Annotated in this window: 13 protein-coding genes; 2 read left to right on the plus strand and 11 right to left on the minus strand. The window is 70.4% G+C overall.

Going from position 1 to position 15,805, the window contains the following annotated elements:
* Positions 1–30: 30 nt before the first annotated feature.
* From AB0I04_RS23820 to AB0I04_RS23870, 11 genes are all read right to left on the minus strand, one after another.
* Entirely contained in the window at positions 31–789 is a 759-nt protein-coding gene (locus AB0I04_RS23820) for an Asp/Glu racemase (protein ID WP_360888155.1), read from the minus strand.
* A 35-nt stretch (positions 790–824) separates the two neighbouring features.
* On the minus strand, positions 825–1,856 hold the full coding sequence (locus AB0I04_RS23825) for a leucyl aminopeptidase (RefSeq protein WP_360888157.1): 1,032 nt from the start codon (positions 1,854–1,856) through the stop codon (positions 825–827).
* 124 nt (positions 1,857–1,980) lie between these two features.
* On the minus strand, positions 1,981–2,850 hold the full coding sequence (locus AB0I04_RS23830) for an alpha/beta hydrolase (RefSeq protein WP_360888160.1): 870 nt from the start codon (positions 2,848–2,850) through the stop codon (positions 1,981–1,983).
* The gene (locus AB0I04_RS23835; protein WP_360888163.1) at positions 2,843–3,502 is read right to left on the minus strand and encodes an isochorismatase family protein; all 660 of its coding nucleotides are present in this window, start codon (positions 3,500–3,502) and stop codon (positions 2,843–2,845) included. The genes AB0I04_RS23830 and AB0I04_RS23835 overlap by 8 nt, the downstream gene beginning before the upstream one ends.
* Complete coding sequence (locus AB0I04_RS23840; RefSeq protein ID WP_360888166.1) at positions 3,495–4,226, minus strand: SRPBCC family protein; 732 nt, start codon at positions 4,224–4,226, stop codon at positions 3,495–3,497. The genes AB0I04_RS23835 and AB0I04_RS23840 overlap by 8 nt, the downstream gene beginning before the upstream one ends.
* The gene (locus tag AB0I04_RS23845) at positions 4,223–4,717 is read right to left on the minus strand and encodes a (2Fe-2S)-binding protein (protein ID WP_360888169.1); all 495 of its coding nucleotides are present in this window, start codon (positions 4,715–4,717) and stop codon (positions 4,223–4,225) included. The genes AB0I04_RS23840 and AB0I04_RS23845 overlap by 4 nt, the downstream gene beginning before the upstream one ends.
* A complete protein-coding gene (locus AB0I04_RS23850) occupies positions 4,714–7,044 on the minus strand; it encodes a xanthine dehydrogenase family protein molybdopterin-binding subunit (protein WP_360888171.1) in 2,331 nt (776 codons plus the stop codon). The genes AB0I04_RS23845 and AB0I04_RS23850 overlap by 4 nt, the downstream gene beginning before the upstream one ends.
* Positions 7,041–7,871 (minus strand): FAD binding domain-containing protein, encoded by an 831-nt coding sequence (locus tag AB0I04_RS23855; RefSeq protein ID WP_360888175.1) that lies wholly within the window; start codon positions 7,869–7,871, stop codon positions 7,041–7,043. Before AB0I04_RS23855 ends, AB0I04_RS23850 begins: the two co-directional genes overlap by 4 nt.
* A 16-nt stretch (positions 7,872–7,887) precedes the next feature.
* Complete coding sequence (locus AB0I04_RS23860; RefSeq protein ID WP_360888178.1) at positions 7,888–9,270, minus strand: MFS transporter; 1,383 nt, start codon at positions 9,268–9,270, stop codon at positions 7,888–7,890.
* A gap of 131 nt (positions 9,271–9,401) precedes the next feature.
* Positions 9,402–10,670, minus strand: a complete 1,269-nt coding sequence (locus AB0I04_RS23865) for an FAD-dependent oxidoreductase (RefSeq protein ID WP_360888181.1) — start codon at positions 10,668–10,670, stop codon at positions 9,402–9,404.
* 223 nt (positions 10,671–10,893) lie between these two features.
* Complete coding sequence (locus tag AB0I04_RS23870) at positions 10,894–11,373, minus strand: MarR family winged helix-turn-helix transcriptional regulator (RefSeq protein ID WP_360888184.1); 480 nt, start codon at positions 11,371–11,373, stop codon at positions 10,894–10,896.
* 202 nt (positions 11,374–11,575) lie between these two features.
* Here AB0I04_RS23870 and AB0I04_RS23875 point away from each other — a divergent pair, with 202 nt between their 5' ends.
* Both AB0I04_RS23875 and AB0I04_RS23880 read left to right on the plus strand, forming a co-directional pair.
* Entirely contained in the window at positions 11,576–13,114 is a 1,539-nt protein-coding gene (locus tag AB0I04_RS23875) for a cytosine permease (protein WP_360888187.1), read from the plus strand.
* Positions 13,089–15,803, plus strand: coding sequence for a hypothetical protein (locus AB0I04_RS23880; RefSeq protein ID WP_360888190.1), 2,715 nt, complete (start codon positions 13,089–13,091; stop codon positions 15,801–15,803). Before AB0I04_RS23875 ends, AB0I04_RS23880 begins: the two co-directional genes overlap by 26 nt.
* The last annotated feature ends 2 nt before the right edge of the window (positions 15,804–15,805 follow it).

Below are 15,805 nucleotides of genomic sequence, written 5' to 3' on the forward strand. Positions count from 1 at the left end.
GGCCGGGACGGTGCCCGGCCCTTACCGGTGTCAGAGGGTGTGCTTGCCGTTCAGGAGACTCCCCGCGCTGGGGATGGTGGGGGACAGGCCCAACTGCTCCAGGACGCAGAAGGCCGTTGCCGTCGCCGCCGACAGGACCGGCAGGCCCGCTTCGTCCTCGACCGCCTGGATGGCGGACAGGGACGGCATCTGGACGCACGCCGACAGGACCAGCGCGTCCGCGCCGGCCAGATCGAGCCGCCGCCAGTGCTCGCGTAGATCCCTGGGATCGAGGCGGCCGACCGCGAGGTTGTCCGAGACCTCCAGACTCAGCGCGTCCACGACCTCCACCCCGGATTCCTCGAGGTACTCGACGACCTTTCCGGTCAGCGGCTTGAGGTACGGCGTGATGATGGCGATCCGCCGGGCCGAGAGAGCGCCGAGCGCGGCCAGCAGCGCGCCCGCACTGGACACGACCGGTGCCTCGGCACCCTCCTCGCGCAGGACCGCGCGGATCGAGTCCTCGGCGACGCAGTGGTAGCCGGGCCCCTGCGCCATGATGGCGACCAGACAGGCGGTCGTGACGACGTCGGGGCGCGCGTCGGCGAGTTCCAGAGCGGCCCGTTCGGCCTGCGCGTTCATCGCGATCAGCTGTTCGGGGGTCACCTGCCGCATCCGGGCCCGCGCGCTGTGGAACACGAACCGGTCGCCCGGCTCGACGTCCTCCCGGGCCCGCATCATGCGCGGCAGCTCCGTCTCCATTGTCAGATTGGAGCTCGGCACGATCAGGCCGATGTGGTGGTCGGTCACGTCCGTGTCCCCTTTGCGGACGGATGCCGGGGCGGTCACCGCCGCCCCGCCGGGCGCATCTCGGGGACGACTACGTCGCCGTCGCGCACGATGGGTTCGTCGTCGAGGAACAGACTGCAGCCGCGCATGGGGATGTCGAAGTGGCACGGCGTGTCGTTCGGGCCGCCCAGCTCGTTGTTGGGGCCGATGGAGAACATGACGTTCCCGTAGAAGGAGCGCAGCTCCATGCCCATGCCGCCGGGGAACTGCATCAGACCGTGCCAGTGCGCCCGCTCGTCCAGGCCCCATCCGACGTGCGACATGCCGTACCCGCGCGGGTCGTCGAAGGACTTGATGTACGACGACAGCAGCTCGGCGTCCAGCCCGCCCCGAATGTCGGTGATGAATCCCTGCTCGATCGTGAGCGTGACCGGGCTCTGCACGTACGTGTTGAACGGAAGCAGCACGTCGCCCGGCGACAGCACGATGGTCCCGTCCACTCCGTCGTCGGCCCCGCCCGTGAACACGAACGCGGCCGGCCAGTGGTCCCAGCGCCCGGGCTGGTCGGTACAGCCGTACTCGCTCATGGTCGGGTAGACGCCGAGCCGGTAGGTGACGTCCGTCCCCGCCGGGCTGGTGATGCGCATCGAGGTCGCCTTGCCCAGCAGCTCGGCGCCCACCTCGACCCGCTCCCGCAGTTCCGGCGTCGGCATGAGCCGCGCCAGCAGCGGCGCCGGTTCGACGACGGTCAGGATTCGTGTCCCCGCGTCCTGGATGGCGAACTGCTCCCTGCTGAAGAGCAGGAATTTCAGGTCCACCAGCATGTCCGCCTGCTTGAACGCCTGCACCACCTGCGGATTGGCGCCGAGCGCGGTCTGTCCGACCGCCCACGCGCCCGACGCGCTCGACTCCTCCGGCAGCCGCACGTGGTAGGCGGTCGCCCCCAGGCGCTGGGCGGCGAAGAGGAAGGCGTCCGCGTAGTCCAGCCGCTCGGCTCCCTGAGAGAGCACGGCGATGGTCTCGCCTTCGTGCACGCCGCTCATCGTCAGCTGCCGCACGCAGATGTCGTTCAACAGATTCTGATCCATCGCACCTCCCGCGATGAGGCCCCAGTTAATCCGAACACGGACTATCCGGTCCGGGCGGAGCCCAGCTCCTTGGGGCGAGATTGATTCGGAACTATTCGGGCGAAAGTCCTGGAATTTGCGGCATTCAGTTCTCGCTCGCCGGCGACCGGTCGCCGGGTGCGCACCACGAGAGTGCCTCGCGGAGGGCGGCCAGAGCGCCGCCGGGGTTGTCCCAGAAGACCATGTGGCCGGCGTCGGGGATCTCGACCAGGCGCGCGGCGGGGTTGGCGCGGGCGGCCTCCGCGGCGCCGGCCCGCGTGACGACGGGGCTCTGCGCGCCGTAGAGCAGCACGGACGGGGCCGGTACGGCGGGCCAGGTGTCGAAGAAGTCCTCGGTCTCGAAGCCCTGATGCGTCGCGGCGATCGCCTCCGCGCCGCAACTCGCGAGCCAGCGAGCCCGCAACTCCTGCTCGCGGCGCGGCCATCGTGGCCACGACAACGCCACCTCGTCGGCGTCGGTGCCGCGCCTCGCCTGGTCCAGCTGGGACTGGAAGGCCGAGAGCGTGGTCGGGTACGGACCGCGAGCCGGGCCGCTCATCGGCGGGTCCACCAGCACGCTCCCGCGCAGCGGCACGGCGGATCGGGCGGCGGTGACGGCGGCGATCCGGGCGCCCATCGAATGCCCGAGCAGCAGTGGGCGGCGCAGGTCCAGCCCCCGTATCACCGCCTCGACGTCGGCCGCGTAGTCCTCCAGCGTGTACGAGGCGCCGTCGTCGGACAGCCCGCGGCCGCGCACGTCGAGGACGATCGGCCGGACCAGGTCGGTGAGCTCGCGGGCGACGAAGTCCATACTGATCGCCGGGCTGGTGATACCGGGCAGGACGACCAGGGGCACGCCCTCACCGCCGTAGTCGAGGGCGTGCAGCCGCAGAGAGCCGGACCGGACCCATCGGCTGAGCGCGGGGATGTCCGCCAGGTCGGCGAGTGCGGACTGGGGGAGGACGCGGTCAGACATGCTGGGGGCTCCTGCCGAGATAGCCGAGGGCGTCGGAGAGTGAGATGACGTCGCCGTACTTGGCCTGGATGTCGAAGAGCGCAGCGTCGTGCGGGCCCGCGGCCCGGTCGCCACAGCACTCGCGCGGCACGAGGACCGAGAAGCCGGACTGCACCCCGTCAACGACCGTCGCGCGGACGCAGCCGCTGGTCGTCGCCCCGCAGACGACGACCGTGTCGCAGCCCGCGCCGGTGAGGATCGCGGCGAGTGAGGTGCCGAAGAACGCGGACGCGCCCTTCTTCACCACGAGCACGTCCTCGTCGCGGCGCGGCAGGCGCTCGTCGACCGCCACGGCCGGGCTGCCCTCCCGCAGCGCGCGCATCCCGGGTGCCTTGTCCAGCCAGCGCACGACCGTCCCATCCGCCTCGGCCGGGGTGTAGGCGATGGAGGTGAAGACGACCGGCACGCCCGCGTCGCGCCCCGTCTCGAGCAGCGCGGCCGTGGCCGCGACGACGTCGCCGAGGTCCGCGCCGGACGGGTACGCCGGGTTCGTGAACCCGTTGGTGAGGTCCACGACGACGATCGCGGGTCGCTCGCCTCGTCGGACGGCCGCCCCGAACCCGGCGGTCGCGTAGACGTCGTCGGTCCGGCGTCCGTACATGCTGTCAGCCACGGCGCAGCTCCTTCAGCTGTTTGGCCTGCGATCGCACGGTGGCCACCAGCCAGCCCTGCAACGCCCCGAACGCGAACGCGGCGACCACCGGCGCGTACTTGGCCGCCGACGGCGGCAGCAGCATCGCCAGCCCATCGAGCTCCGCGGCGGCCACCCGGTCCGCCGACCCCGGCCGGTGCGGACCGGACCGTACGGCCGCTCCCGGCCGGCCGTCCGGTGCCGGGCGTCCGGCCCCATCGGAGTGCCCGACGCCGGCGGCCAAGGCGGGTTCGGCGGTCTGGTCGGACTCGACGAGTACGGCCAGGTTCCGGGCGAACTGGGCGAGGAGGCGGTCGGACACCGTGACGATCGCGCCCTTGCCGAACTGGGCGAGCTTCCCCCGGATCAGCAGGTCGGTCGTCAGCCGTAGCACCGCGCCGCCGGGCGTCTCGTCCACGGTGAGGCGCACCTCGGCCTCGGCGTCGCCGCTGCCGCGCGTGTCGGCGCCCCGCCCCTGGAGGCGCAGGTGCCGGCGTTCCGGATCGGTCTCCAGGAACCGTACGGTCCCGGCGTACTCGGCGGTGATCGGCCCGACCTTGACCTTGATTCCGCCCTGGTAGGTGTCGCCGTCACGGCCGTGGATCGACGCGCCGGGCAGGCACGTGACGACCCGTTCCACGTCGTTGATCAGTGTGAACACTTCGTCGGGCGAGGCGTTCACCGTGATCTCGTTGTCCAGGATCATTGCCTTCCCTCTCCGCGTCGTTCGCGCGCGCAGCCGTCGATCGCCTCGACGATGGTCTGGTAGCCGGTGCACCGGCACAGGTTGGCCGAGACGACCTCGCGGATCTCCTCTTTGGTCGCCTGCGGCCGCTCGGCCAGGAAACCTTCGGCCAGCATGAGGAAACCGGGTGTGCAGAAGCCGCACTGCAGCCCGTGGTGCTCGGAGAACGCGCGCTGCAGATCGCTCAACTCGCCCTCGCCGTCCGACAGTGACTCCACCGTGCGGATGTCGGCGCCCTCGGCCTGCACGGCGAACATCAGGCAGGCACGCGCCGGGGCGCCGTCGACCAGTACCGTGCAGGCGCCGCAGACCCCGTGCTCGCAGCCGACGTGGGTGCCGGTCAGCCCGAGGACGTGGCGCAGCACGTCGACGAGCGTGTGGCGAGCCTCGACCAGGACGTCGTCGTACGCCGTGCCGTTGACGGTGAGACTGATCAAGATCTTGTCGGTCATCGGATCGCTCCATGGCGCTGCAGCGCGCGCTGTACGGTCTCCGGCCGGATGGGCGTGTCGTCGAGTTCCACCCCGGTCCGGCGCAGCGCGTCGTTCACGGCGTTGAGCACGGCGGCCGGCGCGCCGATCGTGCCGCCCTCGCCCGCGCCCTTCGCGCCGCTCTCGGTGAACTCGCACGGTGTCTCCAGGTGGTGGATCGCGACCTCCGGGATCTCCAGGGCGGTGGGCACCTTGTAGTCGATGAAGCTCGCGCACGACGGCTCGCCCTGCGCGTCGTAGGTCACCTGCTCGAACAGCGCCCCGGCGATGCCCTGCGCGATGCCGCCCCGGCACTGGCCTTCCACGACCTGCGGGTGAATGGCGACCCCGCAGTCCTCCACGCACACGTACCGCAGGATCCGCACCCGCCCGGTGCCCGGATCCAGTTCGACGACCACGCCGTGAGCGGCGTTGGAGAACGTGCCGTCGCCCTGCACGTCGAACGACGCTCGGGCGGTCAGGCCCGGCTCGGCACCTTCGGGCAGCAGGTGCGCCTTCAGGTACGCGACGTCGGCGATCTCCTCGAACGACACGCTGCGGCCGTCGTGGGCCCGGACCGAGCCGTGGTGCAGCCCGACCTGGTCGCGCCTGGTCTCCAGCAGGTGCGCGCCGAGGTGCAGCAGCCGGTCGGCCAGCGCGGTCGCGGCGCGGGCGACGGCGCTGCCGCCGATGGTCGCCGAGCGGCTCGCGAAGCTGCCGAAGCCGTAGGTGACGCGGTCGGTGTCGCCCTGATGGATCTTCACCTGGGCGAGGTCGAGGCCGAGCCGGTCGGCGACGATCTGGGCGAGGGTGGTCTCGTGGCTCTGGCCGTGGCTCAGGGTCCCGGTCGTGACGGTCACGGCGGCGCTGAGGTCCATCCGGATCTCGGCCAGGTCGTAGCCCGGCACCACGGCCATCTTCCGCTTGGCGAACGCCGCCGAGCCGTAGCCGGTGCGCTCGCTGAAGCAGGAGTAGCCGATCCCGACCACCCGGTCGGAGTCGCGGACCGAGTACCAGTCCTCGTCCCGCAGGATCCGCTCGCACAGGTCGAGCGACTCGAGGTAGGAGCCCGGGTCGTAGGTGACGCCGTTGACTCCCGTGTAGGGGAACTCGGTGATGAGGTTGCGGCGCCGGATCTCGACCGGATCCAGGCCCAGTTCGCGGGCGGCCCGCTCGAACAGCCGCTCCACGACCATCACGATCTGTGGCCTGCTGACGCCCCGGTACGGCGCGGTCGGAGCCTTGTTGGTGGTGACCGCGCGGCCCCGGACGCGGTACGCCGGGACCCGGTAGACGCCGGGCAGTTCGGCGGAGGCCATCAGGGGCTCGATGCCGGCGGTGAACGGGTAGCAGGAGTAGGCGCCCATGTCGCACACCACGTCGGCGTCGATCCCGAGGATCCGGCCGTCGGCGTCGAACGCCGCCCGCAGGTCGTAGCGCTGCTCGCGGGCCAGGAACGAGGCGGTCAGCGCGTCCTTGCGATCCTCGATCCACTTCACCGGCCGCCGCAGCCGCAGCGCCGCCGCCCCGACGGCGATCTCCTCCCGCCCGACCACGCACTTCAGTCCGAAGCCGCCGCCCATGTCGGGGACCAGGACCCGGACGTTCCGCTCGGCCAGTCGCAGGCAGTCGGCCATGACGGTGCGTACCAGGTGGGGCACCTGCGTGCAGGTCTGGACGAGCAGTTGCTCGTCCCGCGCGTCCCAGTTCGCGACGGCGCCCCGGGTCTCCAGCGGCAGGGCGTTCTGCCGGCCGGTCTTCATCCGCACGTTCACCACGCAGGGCGCGCCGGCGAAGACGTCGTCGATGCCCTCGGTCGCGAACATCGACACGTCGACGAGCGTGTTCGCCGTGGCGGCGGCGTGGACGAGCGGTGCGCCCGGCGCGAGCGCCTGCTCGTCGGAGACCACCGGCGGCAGCACCTCATAGGTCACCTTGGCGGCCTCGATGCCGTCCTCGACCGCATAGGGATCCTCGGCGAGCACGATGGCGATCGGCTCCCCGACGTACCGGACCCGGTCCCGCGCCAGGACGGGCATCGCGGTCGGCACGAACTCGCTCGGCGGCCGGTCGAGCATCGCGGTGATGTCGCCGAGCTCCAGGTCACCGGCGGTGAACGCCGCGACCACTCCCGGCACCGCGAGCGTCCGCGACAGGTCGACGCCCGTGACCGTTCCGTGCGCGACGGTGCTGCGGACGAACTGCGCGTGCAGCATGCGCGGTAGGTGAATGTCGTCCACGAACCGGCCGCGCCCGGTGAGCAGCCGGGGGTCCTCCCGGCGCGCGACCGACGTCCCGACCCAGCTCATCGCCACATCGCCTCCTCACAGGCCCGGGTGACCAGGGTCCGCGTGAGGACCCTGCGATAGTCGGCGTCGCCGTTGCCGTCGCTCGGCGGATCGATGGCCGCCGCGGCGGCCTCCGCGCACTCGGCGAACACTTCAGGGTTCCGGCCGCCGGCCAGCACCGCCTCGGCCTCCGGCACCCGGACCGGAGCGGGCGCGACCCCGCCCAGCGCGACACGCCCGTGGTCCAGGTCGACGGCGGCGGCGACGACGGCGAAGTCCCCGTGCCGCTCGGCGAACTCGGTGAGCGCGGCCCGCCGAGCGGCCCTCGGGAAGACCACCTCCACGATGATCTCTGCGGGCTCCAGCGTCGTCGTGTAGAAGCCGAGGAACAGGTCGCCGGCCGGGACGACCCGCCGCCCGCCGGGCCCCTGGACGACGACCTCGGCGTCCAGGAGCACCGCGAGCAGGCACCATTCGGCGGTGGCGTCGGCGTGGGCGAGGCTGCCGCCGACCGTGCCCCGCGTACGGATCGGCAGGTGGCCGATCCACCGCATCGTCTCCCGGATCACCTGGAAGCCCGGCCCGAACTCGGCGGTCTCCACCTCGTGGTGGGTGGTCAGCGCCCCGATCCGCAGCGCGCCGTCGGCGTCGAGGCGGACGTACGCCAGGTCGCGCCGCAGCCGCCCGAGGTCGATGAGGTGGGTGGGCCGGGCCAGCCGGAAGTTCATCATCGCGACCAGGCTCTGGCCGCCCGCGATGACCTTGGCGTCCTCGCCCAGTTCCGCGAGCAGCCGCACGGTGCCGGCGACGTCGCGAGCCCGGTGGTAGGTGAACGATGCGGGTTTCATGATCCCTTCTCTGGCGTCAGGCGGATTCGGCGACCGGGGTCGGCGCGGGGACGGTGGAAGCGTCGGCGTCCAGGTTCCGGCCCTTGGTCTCCGGTCCGGCGATCGTCATCCAGACCACGGCGACCAGCACGAACGCGGCCGTCACGGTGAACGTCATCGTCAGTCCCAGTTGCGGCCACAGGACGGTGCCGAAGATGAACGGGATGAATCCCGAGGCGATCCGGCTCATGCTGGAGGCCCAGCCGAATCCGCTGGCCCGCAGCGCGGTCGGGTACAGCTCGGCGACGTAGGCGTACAGCGCCGGGATCGTGAACTGGATGATGAACCCGAAGACCGCGATCCACAGCAGCGCCACCGAGTGGACCTTCAACGTCGACGCGAACAGCACCAGGACGGCGGACGCGAGCGGCGCGCTGATCCCGATGACCCACTTGCGCCCGACCACCTCGACGAGAAACGCGGACAGGATCACGCCGACGGCCCCTACCGCCGTCATCGTCGTGGTGCCCGAGAACGCCGCGTACGAGCCGTATCCCTGGCTCTTCAGGATGGTGGGCAGCCACGTCAGCGACACGTAGTACACCAGCATGATCGAGACGAACAGCAGCCAGGCCACCGAGGTGATGCGCGGGCTGTAGCGCCAGATCCGGGAGAGTTGAGCGAGTGCCGCCTGCACGCCACGCGGCGCGCGCGGCCCCGGGGCGACGATGGTGTACGGCCTGCTCTCCGCTCCGGTGCGTGCGACCAGGTCGTCGATGACGGCGCGGGCCGCCGCCTCCCGGCCGGCCCCGGCGAGGTAGAGCGGCGACTCCGGCACGCCGCGCCGTACCCAGAACAGCAGCAGCGCAGGCAGGATCATGACGGCGAGCATCCACCGCCAGTTCCCGTGGACGGGCAGCAGCGCGGTGGCCACCAGCCCGCACAGGGTCGCGCCGATCGGCCACCACACGTCCATCGCGGTGAGCACCCGGCCACGCTGGCGGCTCGGCGTGAACTCGCCGACCAGCGCGTAGTCGACCGGGATGCAGCCGCCGAGGCCGACGCCGGCGAGGAAGCGGGCCGCGAGGAAGAAGTCGTACGTCGGCGACAGCGCGGCGAGGACCGAGAACAGGGCGAACACCAGCAGCGTGAGGCTGAAGGCCTTCTTCCGGCCCACCCGGTCGGCGATGGTGCCCCAGACGACCGCGCCGACCGCCATGCCGATCAGGTTGGCGGTGGCGACGAGACCCTTCTCGGCGACCGTGAGGTCGAAGTGTTCGGCCAGTAGGGGAGTGAGGTAGCCGTTGAGCGTGACGTCCCAGGCGTCGAACATGTAGCCGAGGCCGCCGATGATGAAGATCCTTCCCTGTACCCGCCACCTCCAGGGCAGGCACTGAACGATCTCGCTTCCTGTCTCCATGTAGACTCCAGCTGTTTCGGAGAGAGGTGGAGCGCGCTGGTACGCGCTTCCCTGACCGACGCCGCCCGCCGCGCCAACGGCGGTGACGTCACGATCCTTCGGGGCCGCGGTGCCTCGCGAGCCCCGGAGGATCAACCGTGGAACTGGTAGGCGAACCGCTCCTCGTCAGGATCGTTCAGGGGCGTACCACTCCACAGCCACTCGTAGGAGACGTTGGACTCGCCATCGAAATTCTTGAGTCCGTCGTCACGTCGCCTTTGCTCGGGCCCGTCGGGTAGGTGGTAGAACGCCATGTTCTCCCAGGCGGCGTCCTGCACCATCCCCGCGTGCTTCGCCCGTCGCGCGACATAGCGCATGAGGGCGTGCCCGACCCCCTCGATCGGCACGGAGCCGAGTTCCTCCGCGAGCACCGCCGCGTCCTCCATCGCCTGCGAGGCGCCCTGCGCCTGGTAGGGCAGCATCGCGTGGCAGGCGTCACCGAGCAGCGCGACGTGGCCGTCCACCCAGACGGGGTCCCGGCGCCGGTGGTACATCGCCCACGCGGAGATGTCGCCCTCCGCCTTGGAGAGCATCGCGGCGACCCGGTCGTCCCAGCCGGGGAAGGCGTCCACGAGCTCCTCGACGGTCGCCGACGCGGTCCACTGGTCGCGCGCCTCCGGGGAGCAGGGCACGATCGCCACGACGTTGAGGTACTCCCCGCCGCGGATCATGTAGTGGACGAGGTGCCGGTCCGGGCCGTACCAGATCGTGCTCTGGAAGCGGTCCACCAGCCAGCGCGTCGCCGGATCCGCGGCGATCTTGTCGCCCGGAATGAGCGCCCGGTAGGCCATCTCGCCGGAGAACACGAGCGTGTCCGCGAAACCCAGCAGGTCACGCACGCTCGATCTGATGCCGTCGGCGCCGATCAGCACGTCCGCCTGATGTGCGTCGCCGGCCTGTGTGACCGCGACCGGCCGGGCCGGATCACTCTGGTCGATCGCCACGACCTTGCTGCTGGTCCGTACCTCGACCACCGGCCCGACGCCATCCGCGTCCAGGCACGCGTCGAGCAGCACCTTGTGCAGGTCGGCGCGATGGTAATGCCAGTAAGGGGCGTTGAACTCGCGCTTGCAGAAGTCCCCGAGGCTGGTCAGCCCGATGACGCTGCCGTCCTGCCAGCGGCGGCGTACCTGGTCGAGGGGCTCGGTGCGGATGGCCTCGAGCCGAGCGCGCAGTCCGAGACCCAGCAGAACGCGGCTGGCGTTCGGCGCGGTCTGGATGCCGGCGCCCACCTCGCCGAGCTCGGGGGCCTGCTCGAGGACGGTGACACGGAGCCCGCGCTGGCGCAGGGCCAACGCGGCCGTCAGTCCCCCGAGGCCGCCTCCCACGATCGTGACGTCGTATGACTGGCTAGCCGGCACTGCTCCTCCTCCACGCCCGTGTTCCGCAACGCGCGTCCGCCGTTCACAACACGATGGGAACGGAACGCCGGCCGCCATGATCCAGGCGTGTTGGCGGCGATCAGCGGTCCGTAGGACGGAAGCGCGAGCTGGTGTTCGCAGGAACTAATCCGAACACGGACTATCTCGGAAAGCAAGAGGCTGAGGCGGATAGAACGAGACGGAAACGCGGAACGAACGTTCGTCAGCGGTCGTCGAGCAGGCCCTCCCAGTGGCCGGCCAGCCTGGTGAGCTCCCGCATGATCCGATCGCGCTCGGCGCCCTCGTAGCCGCGCAGAAGTTCCTCGTCCAGCGCGCGGGCCAGCCGGTTCACCTCGGCCAGCCGCCGCCGGCCCTCGTCGGTCATGTAGAGCAGCTTGCGCCGGCCGTCATGCAGGGCGGTCTGCCGGACGATCAACCCGGCGGCCTCCATCCGGCGGACGACATCGGTCATCGTGGACCGGTCCAGCGCGACGGACGATGCCAGCGACCCCTGGTCCATCCCTGGATGGCTGTCGACCACGGTCAGCACCGCGAACTGCGGACCGGTCAGCACCGGGTCCACGACCCGCGTCCAGAGCGCGACGTAGGACTGGTAGATCCGGCGGGCCAGGTATCCGGGGGCGGCCATCAACGCGGGAGGCGTCGTGACCCCCTCCCGCGCCCGCTCGGCATCGGCTGTCATGCCTCTACCTTGCCACGGCCTCCGCGGTGCGTGAGGTCCCGGGTGATCGCAAAGCCGAGGGCTCGAGCCCTTGCTTTTCCAGATAGTCCGTGTTCGGATTACCTCTCGCACGTGGAGCCCCCGCTTCCGACGGTACGGAAGGCGGGTGCTGTCGAATGCCCGGCGTACGCCAGAGCGTGATCATCATCGAAAAGGACCGGGAATGAGCACAGAAGAAATCACGGATCGGCCGAAGACCGGCTCTGGCATTGAGAAAAATGGGATCAACCCGGTGTCCGACGCCGAACGGCGAGGCACCCCCAGAGGACTGTTCGGAATCTGGTTCTCGTGGAACGTCTCGATCCTGGGCGTCAGCTACGGGATCTACGTGTTCTCCCTTGGGCTGAGCGTTTGGCAGGCGATCGTCGCCGGCATCGTCGGCTACGCGGCGTCCTCATTCCTGGTCGGTGTGCTCGCCGTCGGCGGGCCGCGGACCGGACTCCCCACGCTCACCCAGACCCGCTTCGCGTTCGGCATACACGGCAACAAATTCCCGAGCTTCTTCGCCTATCTGTCGAACGTGGGCTGGAAAGTCACGATCATCACACTGGCGTCCACCACCGGCGCCGAACTCTTCGCCAGGCTCTGGCCGTCGGTCTTCGCATCCTCGAACGGCAAGGCGACCGTGACGGCCATCGTGCTGTGGTTCGTGGTCGTCCTCGCCCTCACCATGACCGCGGCGGTCTTCGGCCACGAGCTGATCACCCGGATCGAGAACTGGATCGCCTGGCTGACGGGCGTGATGACGATCGCGTTCATTGTGATCATCATTCCGCACGTGCACTGGAGCAAGCTCGGCAGCACCCCTGACGGCTCGGCCTGGGCGTTCCTCGGCGGCATCGTGATGGCGATGACGATGGTCGGCATCGGATTCCTCAACTACGGCGGCGACTTCGCCCGATACCTGCCGCGGCGGACCAGAGCGCGGAGCGTCATCGGCTGGACGGCCGGCGGCATCACACTGCCGGTCGCCGTGCTGCTGATCCTCGGCGTACTGCTCGCCGGCAGCGACCACGCGCTCGGCGAAGCGGCCGCGGCCGACCCGATCGCGGCGCTCACCGCGCTGCTGCCGTTGTGGTTCTTCATCCCGTTCTCGGTCGTCATCGTCATCTCGCTGATCGCGGCCGCCATCACCGGCCTGTACTCCTCGGGTCTGGCACTGCTCGCACTGGGCGTGCCGCTGTCGCGCGCCGCCACGACCGCGATCAACATGGTGGTCATCTCCGCGGGTGCGTTCTATCTGCTGTTCATCTCCAACTCGTTCCTGGCCACCTTCCAGGCGTTCCTCGCGCTCATCGCCGTGGTGATGGGAACGATGGGCGGAATCCAACTGCTCGACTTCATCCGGCAGCGCCGACTCGGCTGGAACGTCGGCATGGCACAGGCGGCCGGGTACGGCGGACGGTCGGGCCGGTGGACCGCGCTCGTCTCGCTCACGGCCGCGACCGTGGTCGGTCTCGGCACGGTCACCTCGAGCGACCCGAACATCGGACGGGTCGTCGGTTTCCTGCTCTCCAAGAGCCAGGAGAAGGGCGTCATCGGCCAGACCAACATGGGTGTGCTCATCGCGATGGCGATCGGCATCGTGCTCTACGGGCTGCTCACCTTCGTGTTCAAGTTCGACGTTCCTCCGAACTTCAGCAAGGCGCCCCAGCTCCAGGAAGGCGGCCTCCGAGATGGCGAGCAGCCCCGCGTGGCGTGAGCCCGATCCATGGCACGCCCCCGCGACGTACTGGTTCTGGCACCGGCTTCCGACTCCTGCGGAGATCCGGGAACAGGTCGCGCAGATGGCACGGGCGGGCTTTCGCTCCTTCCAGATCCAGGCCCGCCTGTCCTTCCCGCGGCAGGAGTACCTGGGCGAGGACTACCTCGCGGCCTGCCGGCTCGCGGCCGACGAAGCGGCCGGGCACGGCATGATCATCGGTGTCTACGACGAGTACAACTGGCTCTCCGGCCACGCGGGCGGCCGTACCGTCGAAGGCCATGACGAGCTGCGCGAACGCCATCTCTTCTGGTCGACGGCGCGGATCACGGACGCGGGAACCGACGTCGAGTGCACGGTGGACGACATCCACCCCACTGACGTCGAGTACCTGCTGGACCCGGGGATGCACTGGGTCTTCGAGAACGGCGAAGTGCGCTGGGACGAGTGGGAACTCGTCGCGGCCCTGGCACACCCGGCCGGTGACGTGACCGACGAGGCGCAGATCCACGATCTCACCGAAACGGCCAGGATCGGTTCGGCCGCCGCCGACGGCTGCACCGTCGTCGTTCCCCGCGGTGCGCTCCCTACCGGGTCGACCGCGGTGACCGTCTTCGTCGCGGCGCGCTGCGCGACGAGCCGGATGATCAACTACCTGCTTCCCGAGGCGGCGGAGCGTTACACGGACGTCGGCTACGCCCCGTACGCCGAGGCGTTCGGCCCGCACTGGGGCAGCACGGTCAAGTACGCGTTCTTCGACCAACCGCACGCGTGCTTCTTCCGCTGGCGTCAGCATTACGGGCATGTCGGTTCGTCGCTGATGTACGCGCCGGAGCTCGGCCGCCGATACGAGGCCGAGCACGACGCTCCCTTCCGGCGCTCGCTACTGGCGCTCGTGCGCGGCATCGGTCCGATGACGCCCGCACGCCGCTGCGACTTCTTCGAGACCTACTCCACGCTGGGCATCGACAGCTTCTTCGGCACACTCGCCCGCTGGTGCCGCCGGCACGGCATCGCGTTGTCGGGCCACGAGGTCCTTGGCCATGTCTCCTCATGGGATCCGACCGGGACGATCATCACCGACGACCCCCGGACGAACTTCGGGACCGACTACTTCGGGCTCGACCGGTGGCGCGACCACACCGCCGTCGACGCCCGGAACACGGATCCGCAGCTCAGCGCGAAGTTCGGCGACTCGGTCGCGCGGGCGAACGGCCGCAGCGGATGCCTGGTCGAGCAGTACTTCGGCAGTACGGCGACCGGGTCGCACTTCGCGGCCGGACAGTGGGAGCTCACCCTGCGGGACCTGCGCGCGCAGACGATCCGCCACCACATGCTCGGCGCCCGCCAACTGCTGACGCACGCGTTCTGGCAGACCGACGGGGACGACCGCGAGGAGATGTTCACGAACCCGCGTTTCGACTTCGCGCCGGGTGTGAACTTCGAGCCATGGTTCCCGTATCACCGCGCGTTCGCCGAAGAGTCCGGCCGCCTGTCGGCGTTCCTCGACGACACCGAGCCACAGTGCGAGGTCGCTGTCGTCTACCCGCTTCGCACCAGCTGGGCCGGTGGTCCAGGGCACCCTTACGGTGCGCACACCGCCTTCTGGACCGAGCACCTCGCGCGGAAGGGCTACGGCTATCACCTGGTCGACGAGCGCGACGTACGGGCCGCCGCGGTCGAGAACGGTCGCCTGGTCCTCGGCGGACGCCGGTACCGAGGGGTGGTGCTGCCGGGAGTCGAGGTCGTACGGGACGGGTCGACGGTCGACGTGCTCGCCCGGTTCCTCGATGCCGGTGGCACGCTCCTCGCGTCCGGACCGCTCCCCGGCGCCACGCAGACCGGCGGCGTGGATGCGACGCTGGCGGCGCGGATGGCCGGCCTGTGCGACGCGGCGACCATGTCCTACTGGCCGGAACCACCCTCCGCGCGGCAGGTCGAGGTGGTCCTGCGACCGCTGCGTGCCCGGCACGCCGTCGTGGAGGTGGACGACCGGATGGGCTCGGCGGACGCCGGTGAGACCGTGTGGCAGTACGCGGGCCGCGACGCCGAGGGCACCCGGCTGGCTCTGTTCAACGACGCCGGCCATCCCAGAACGGTGACCGTCCGCCCCCCGTCGGCTCCGGCCGAGGTGACCCGATGGCGGCCCGAATCGGGCGCGATCGAACCGCTGCGAACCACGACCGGCGCGGCGCTCACGCTCTCCCTCGCGCCCTGGGAGCTGGTGTGCCTGAGTCTCCGCGACGGGACCACGCCCGTCCCCGGCGACCTGGTGCTGGCGGAGGGCTGGACCCTGCGCGCCGCAGGACCGGAGATCCCGATCCAGGTGGACCGCGGCTGGGAACTGCAGGGCCTCGCCGAATTCTCCGGCATCGGCGAATACCGGCTCACCTTCACCATTCCGGGCGGGGACCTCGCGTGGCCCGATTGGGAACTGATCCTGCCCGTGGTCGACACCAGCGCCGAGATCGAACTCAACGGCACACCGCTCGGACGGTACGGCTGGGGCCCGATCCGTTGCGCGATACCCCCTGGTCTGCTTCGCGACCAGGGCAACGACCTGCGGGTGCACGTCGCTTCGACGGCCGCGAACCGCTACTACGCCGGTACGTCGCAGCGCACCACACCTGCCCCCTCCGGGCTCGGCGCCGCCCCGCTGCTGCGCCCCAGCCTGGAAGGCGCGAGCTGAGG

Origin of the sequence: Actinoallomurus sp. NPDC050550, assembly GCF_040655075.1 — a bacterium.
GTDB lineage: Bacteria > Actinomycetota > Actinomycetes > Streptosporangiales > Streptosporangiaceae > Actinoallomurus.

Bases quoted from the DNA above. Each gene is read 5' to 3' on its own strand.
- AB0I04_RS23825 (WP_360888157.1), bottom strand. From the start codon at position 1,856: ATGGATCAGAATCTGTTGAACGACATCTGCGTGCGGCAGCTGACGATG.
- AB0I04_RS23830 (WP_360888160.1), bottom strand. From the start codon at position 2,850: ATGTCTGACCGCGTCCTCCCCCAGTCCGCACTCGCCGACCTGGCGGAC.
- AB0I04_RS23840 (WP_360888166.1), bottom strand. From the start codon at position 4,226: ATGATCCTGGACAACGAGATCACGGTGAACGCCTCGCCCGACGAAGTG.
- AB0I04_RS23845 (WP_360888169.1), bottom strand. From the start codon at position 4,717: ATGACCGACAAGATCTTGATCAGTCTCACCGTCAACGGCACGGCGTAC.
- AB0I04_RS23850 (WP_360888171.1), bottom strand. From the start codon at position 7,044: ATGAGCTGGGTCGGGACGTCGGTCGCGCGCCGGGAGGACCCCCGGCTG.
- AB0I04_RS23855 (WP_360888175.1), bottom strand. From the start codon at position 7,871: ATGAAACCCGCATCGTTCACCTACCACCGGGCTCGCGACGTCGCCGGC.
- AB0I04_RS23860 (WP_360888178.1), bottom strand. From the start codon at position 9,270: ATGGAGACAGGAAGCGAGATCGTTCAGTGCCTGCCCTGGAGGTGGCGG.
- AB0I04_RS23870 (WP_360888184.1), bottom strand. From the start codon at position 11,373: ATGACAGCCGATGCCGAGCGGGCGCGGGAGGGGGTCACGACGCCTCCC.
- AB0I04_RS23875 (WP_360888187.1), top strand. From the start codon at position 11,576: ATGAGCACAGAAGAAATCACGGATCGGCCGAAGACCGGCTCTGGCATT.
- AB0I04_RS23880 (WP_360888190.1), top strand. From the start codon at position 13,089: ATGGCGAGCAGCCCCGCGTGGCGTGAGCCCGATCCATGGCACGCCCCC.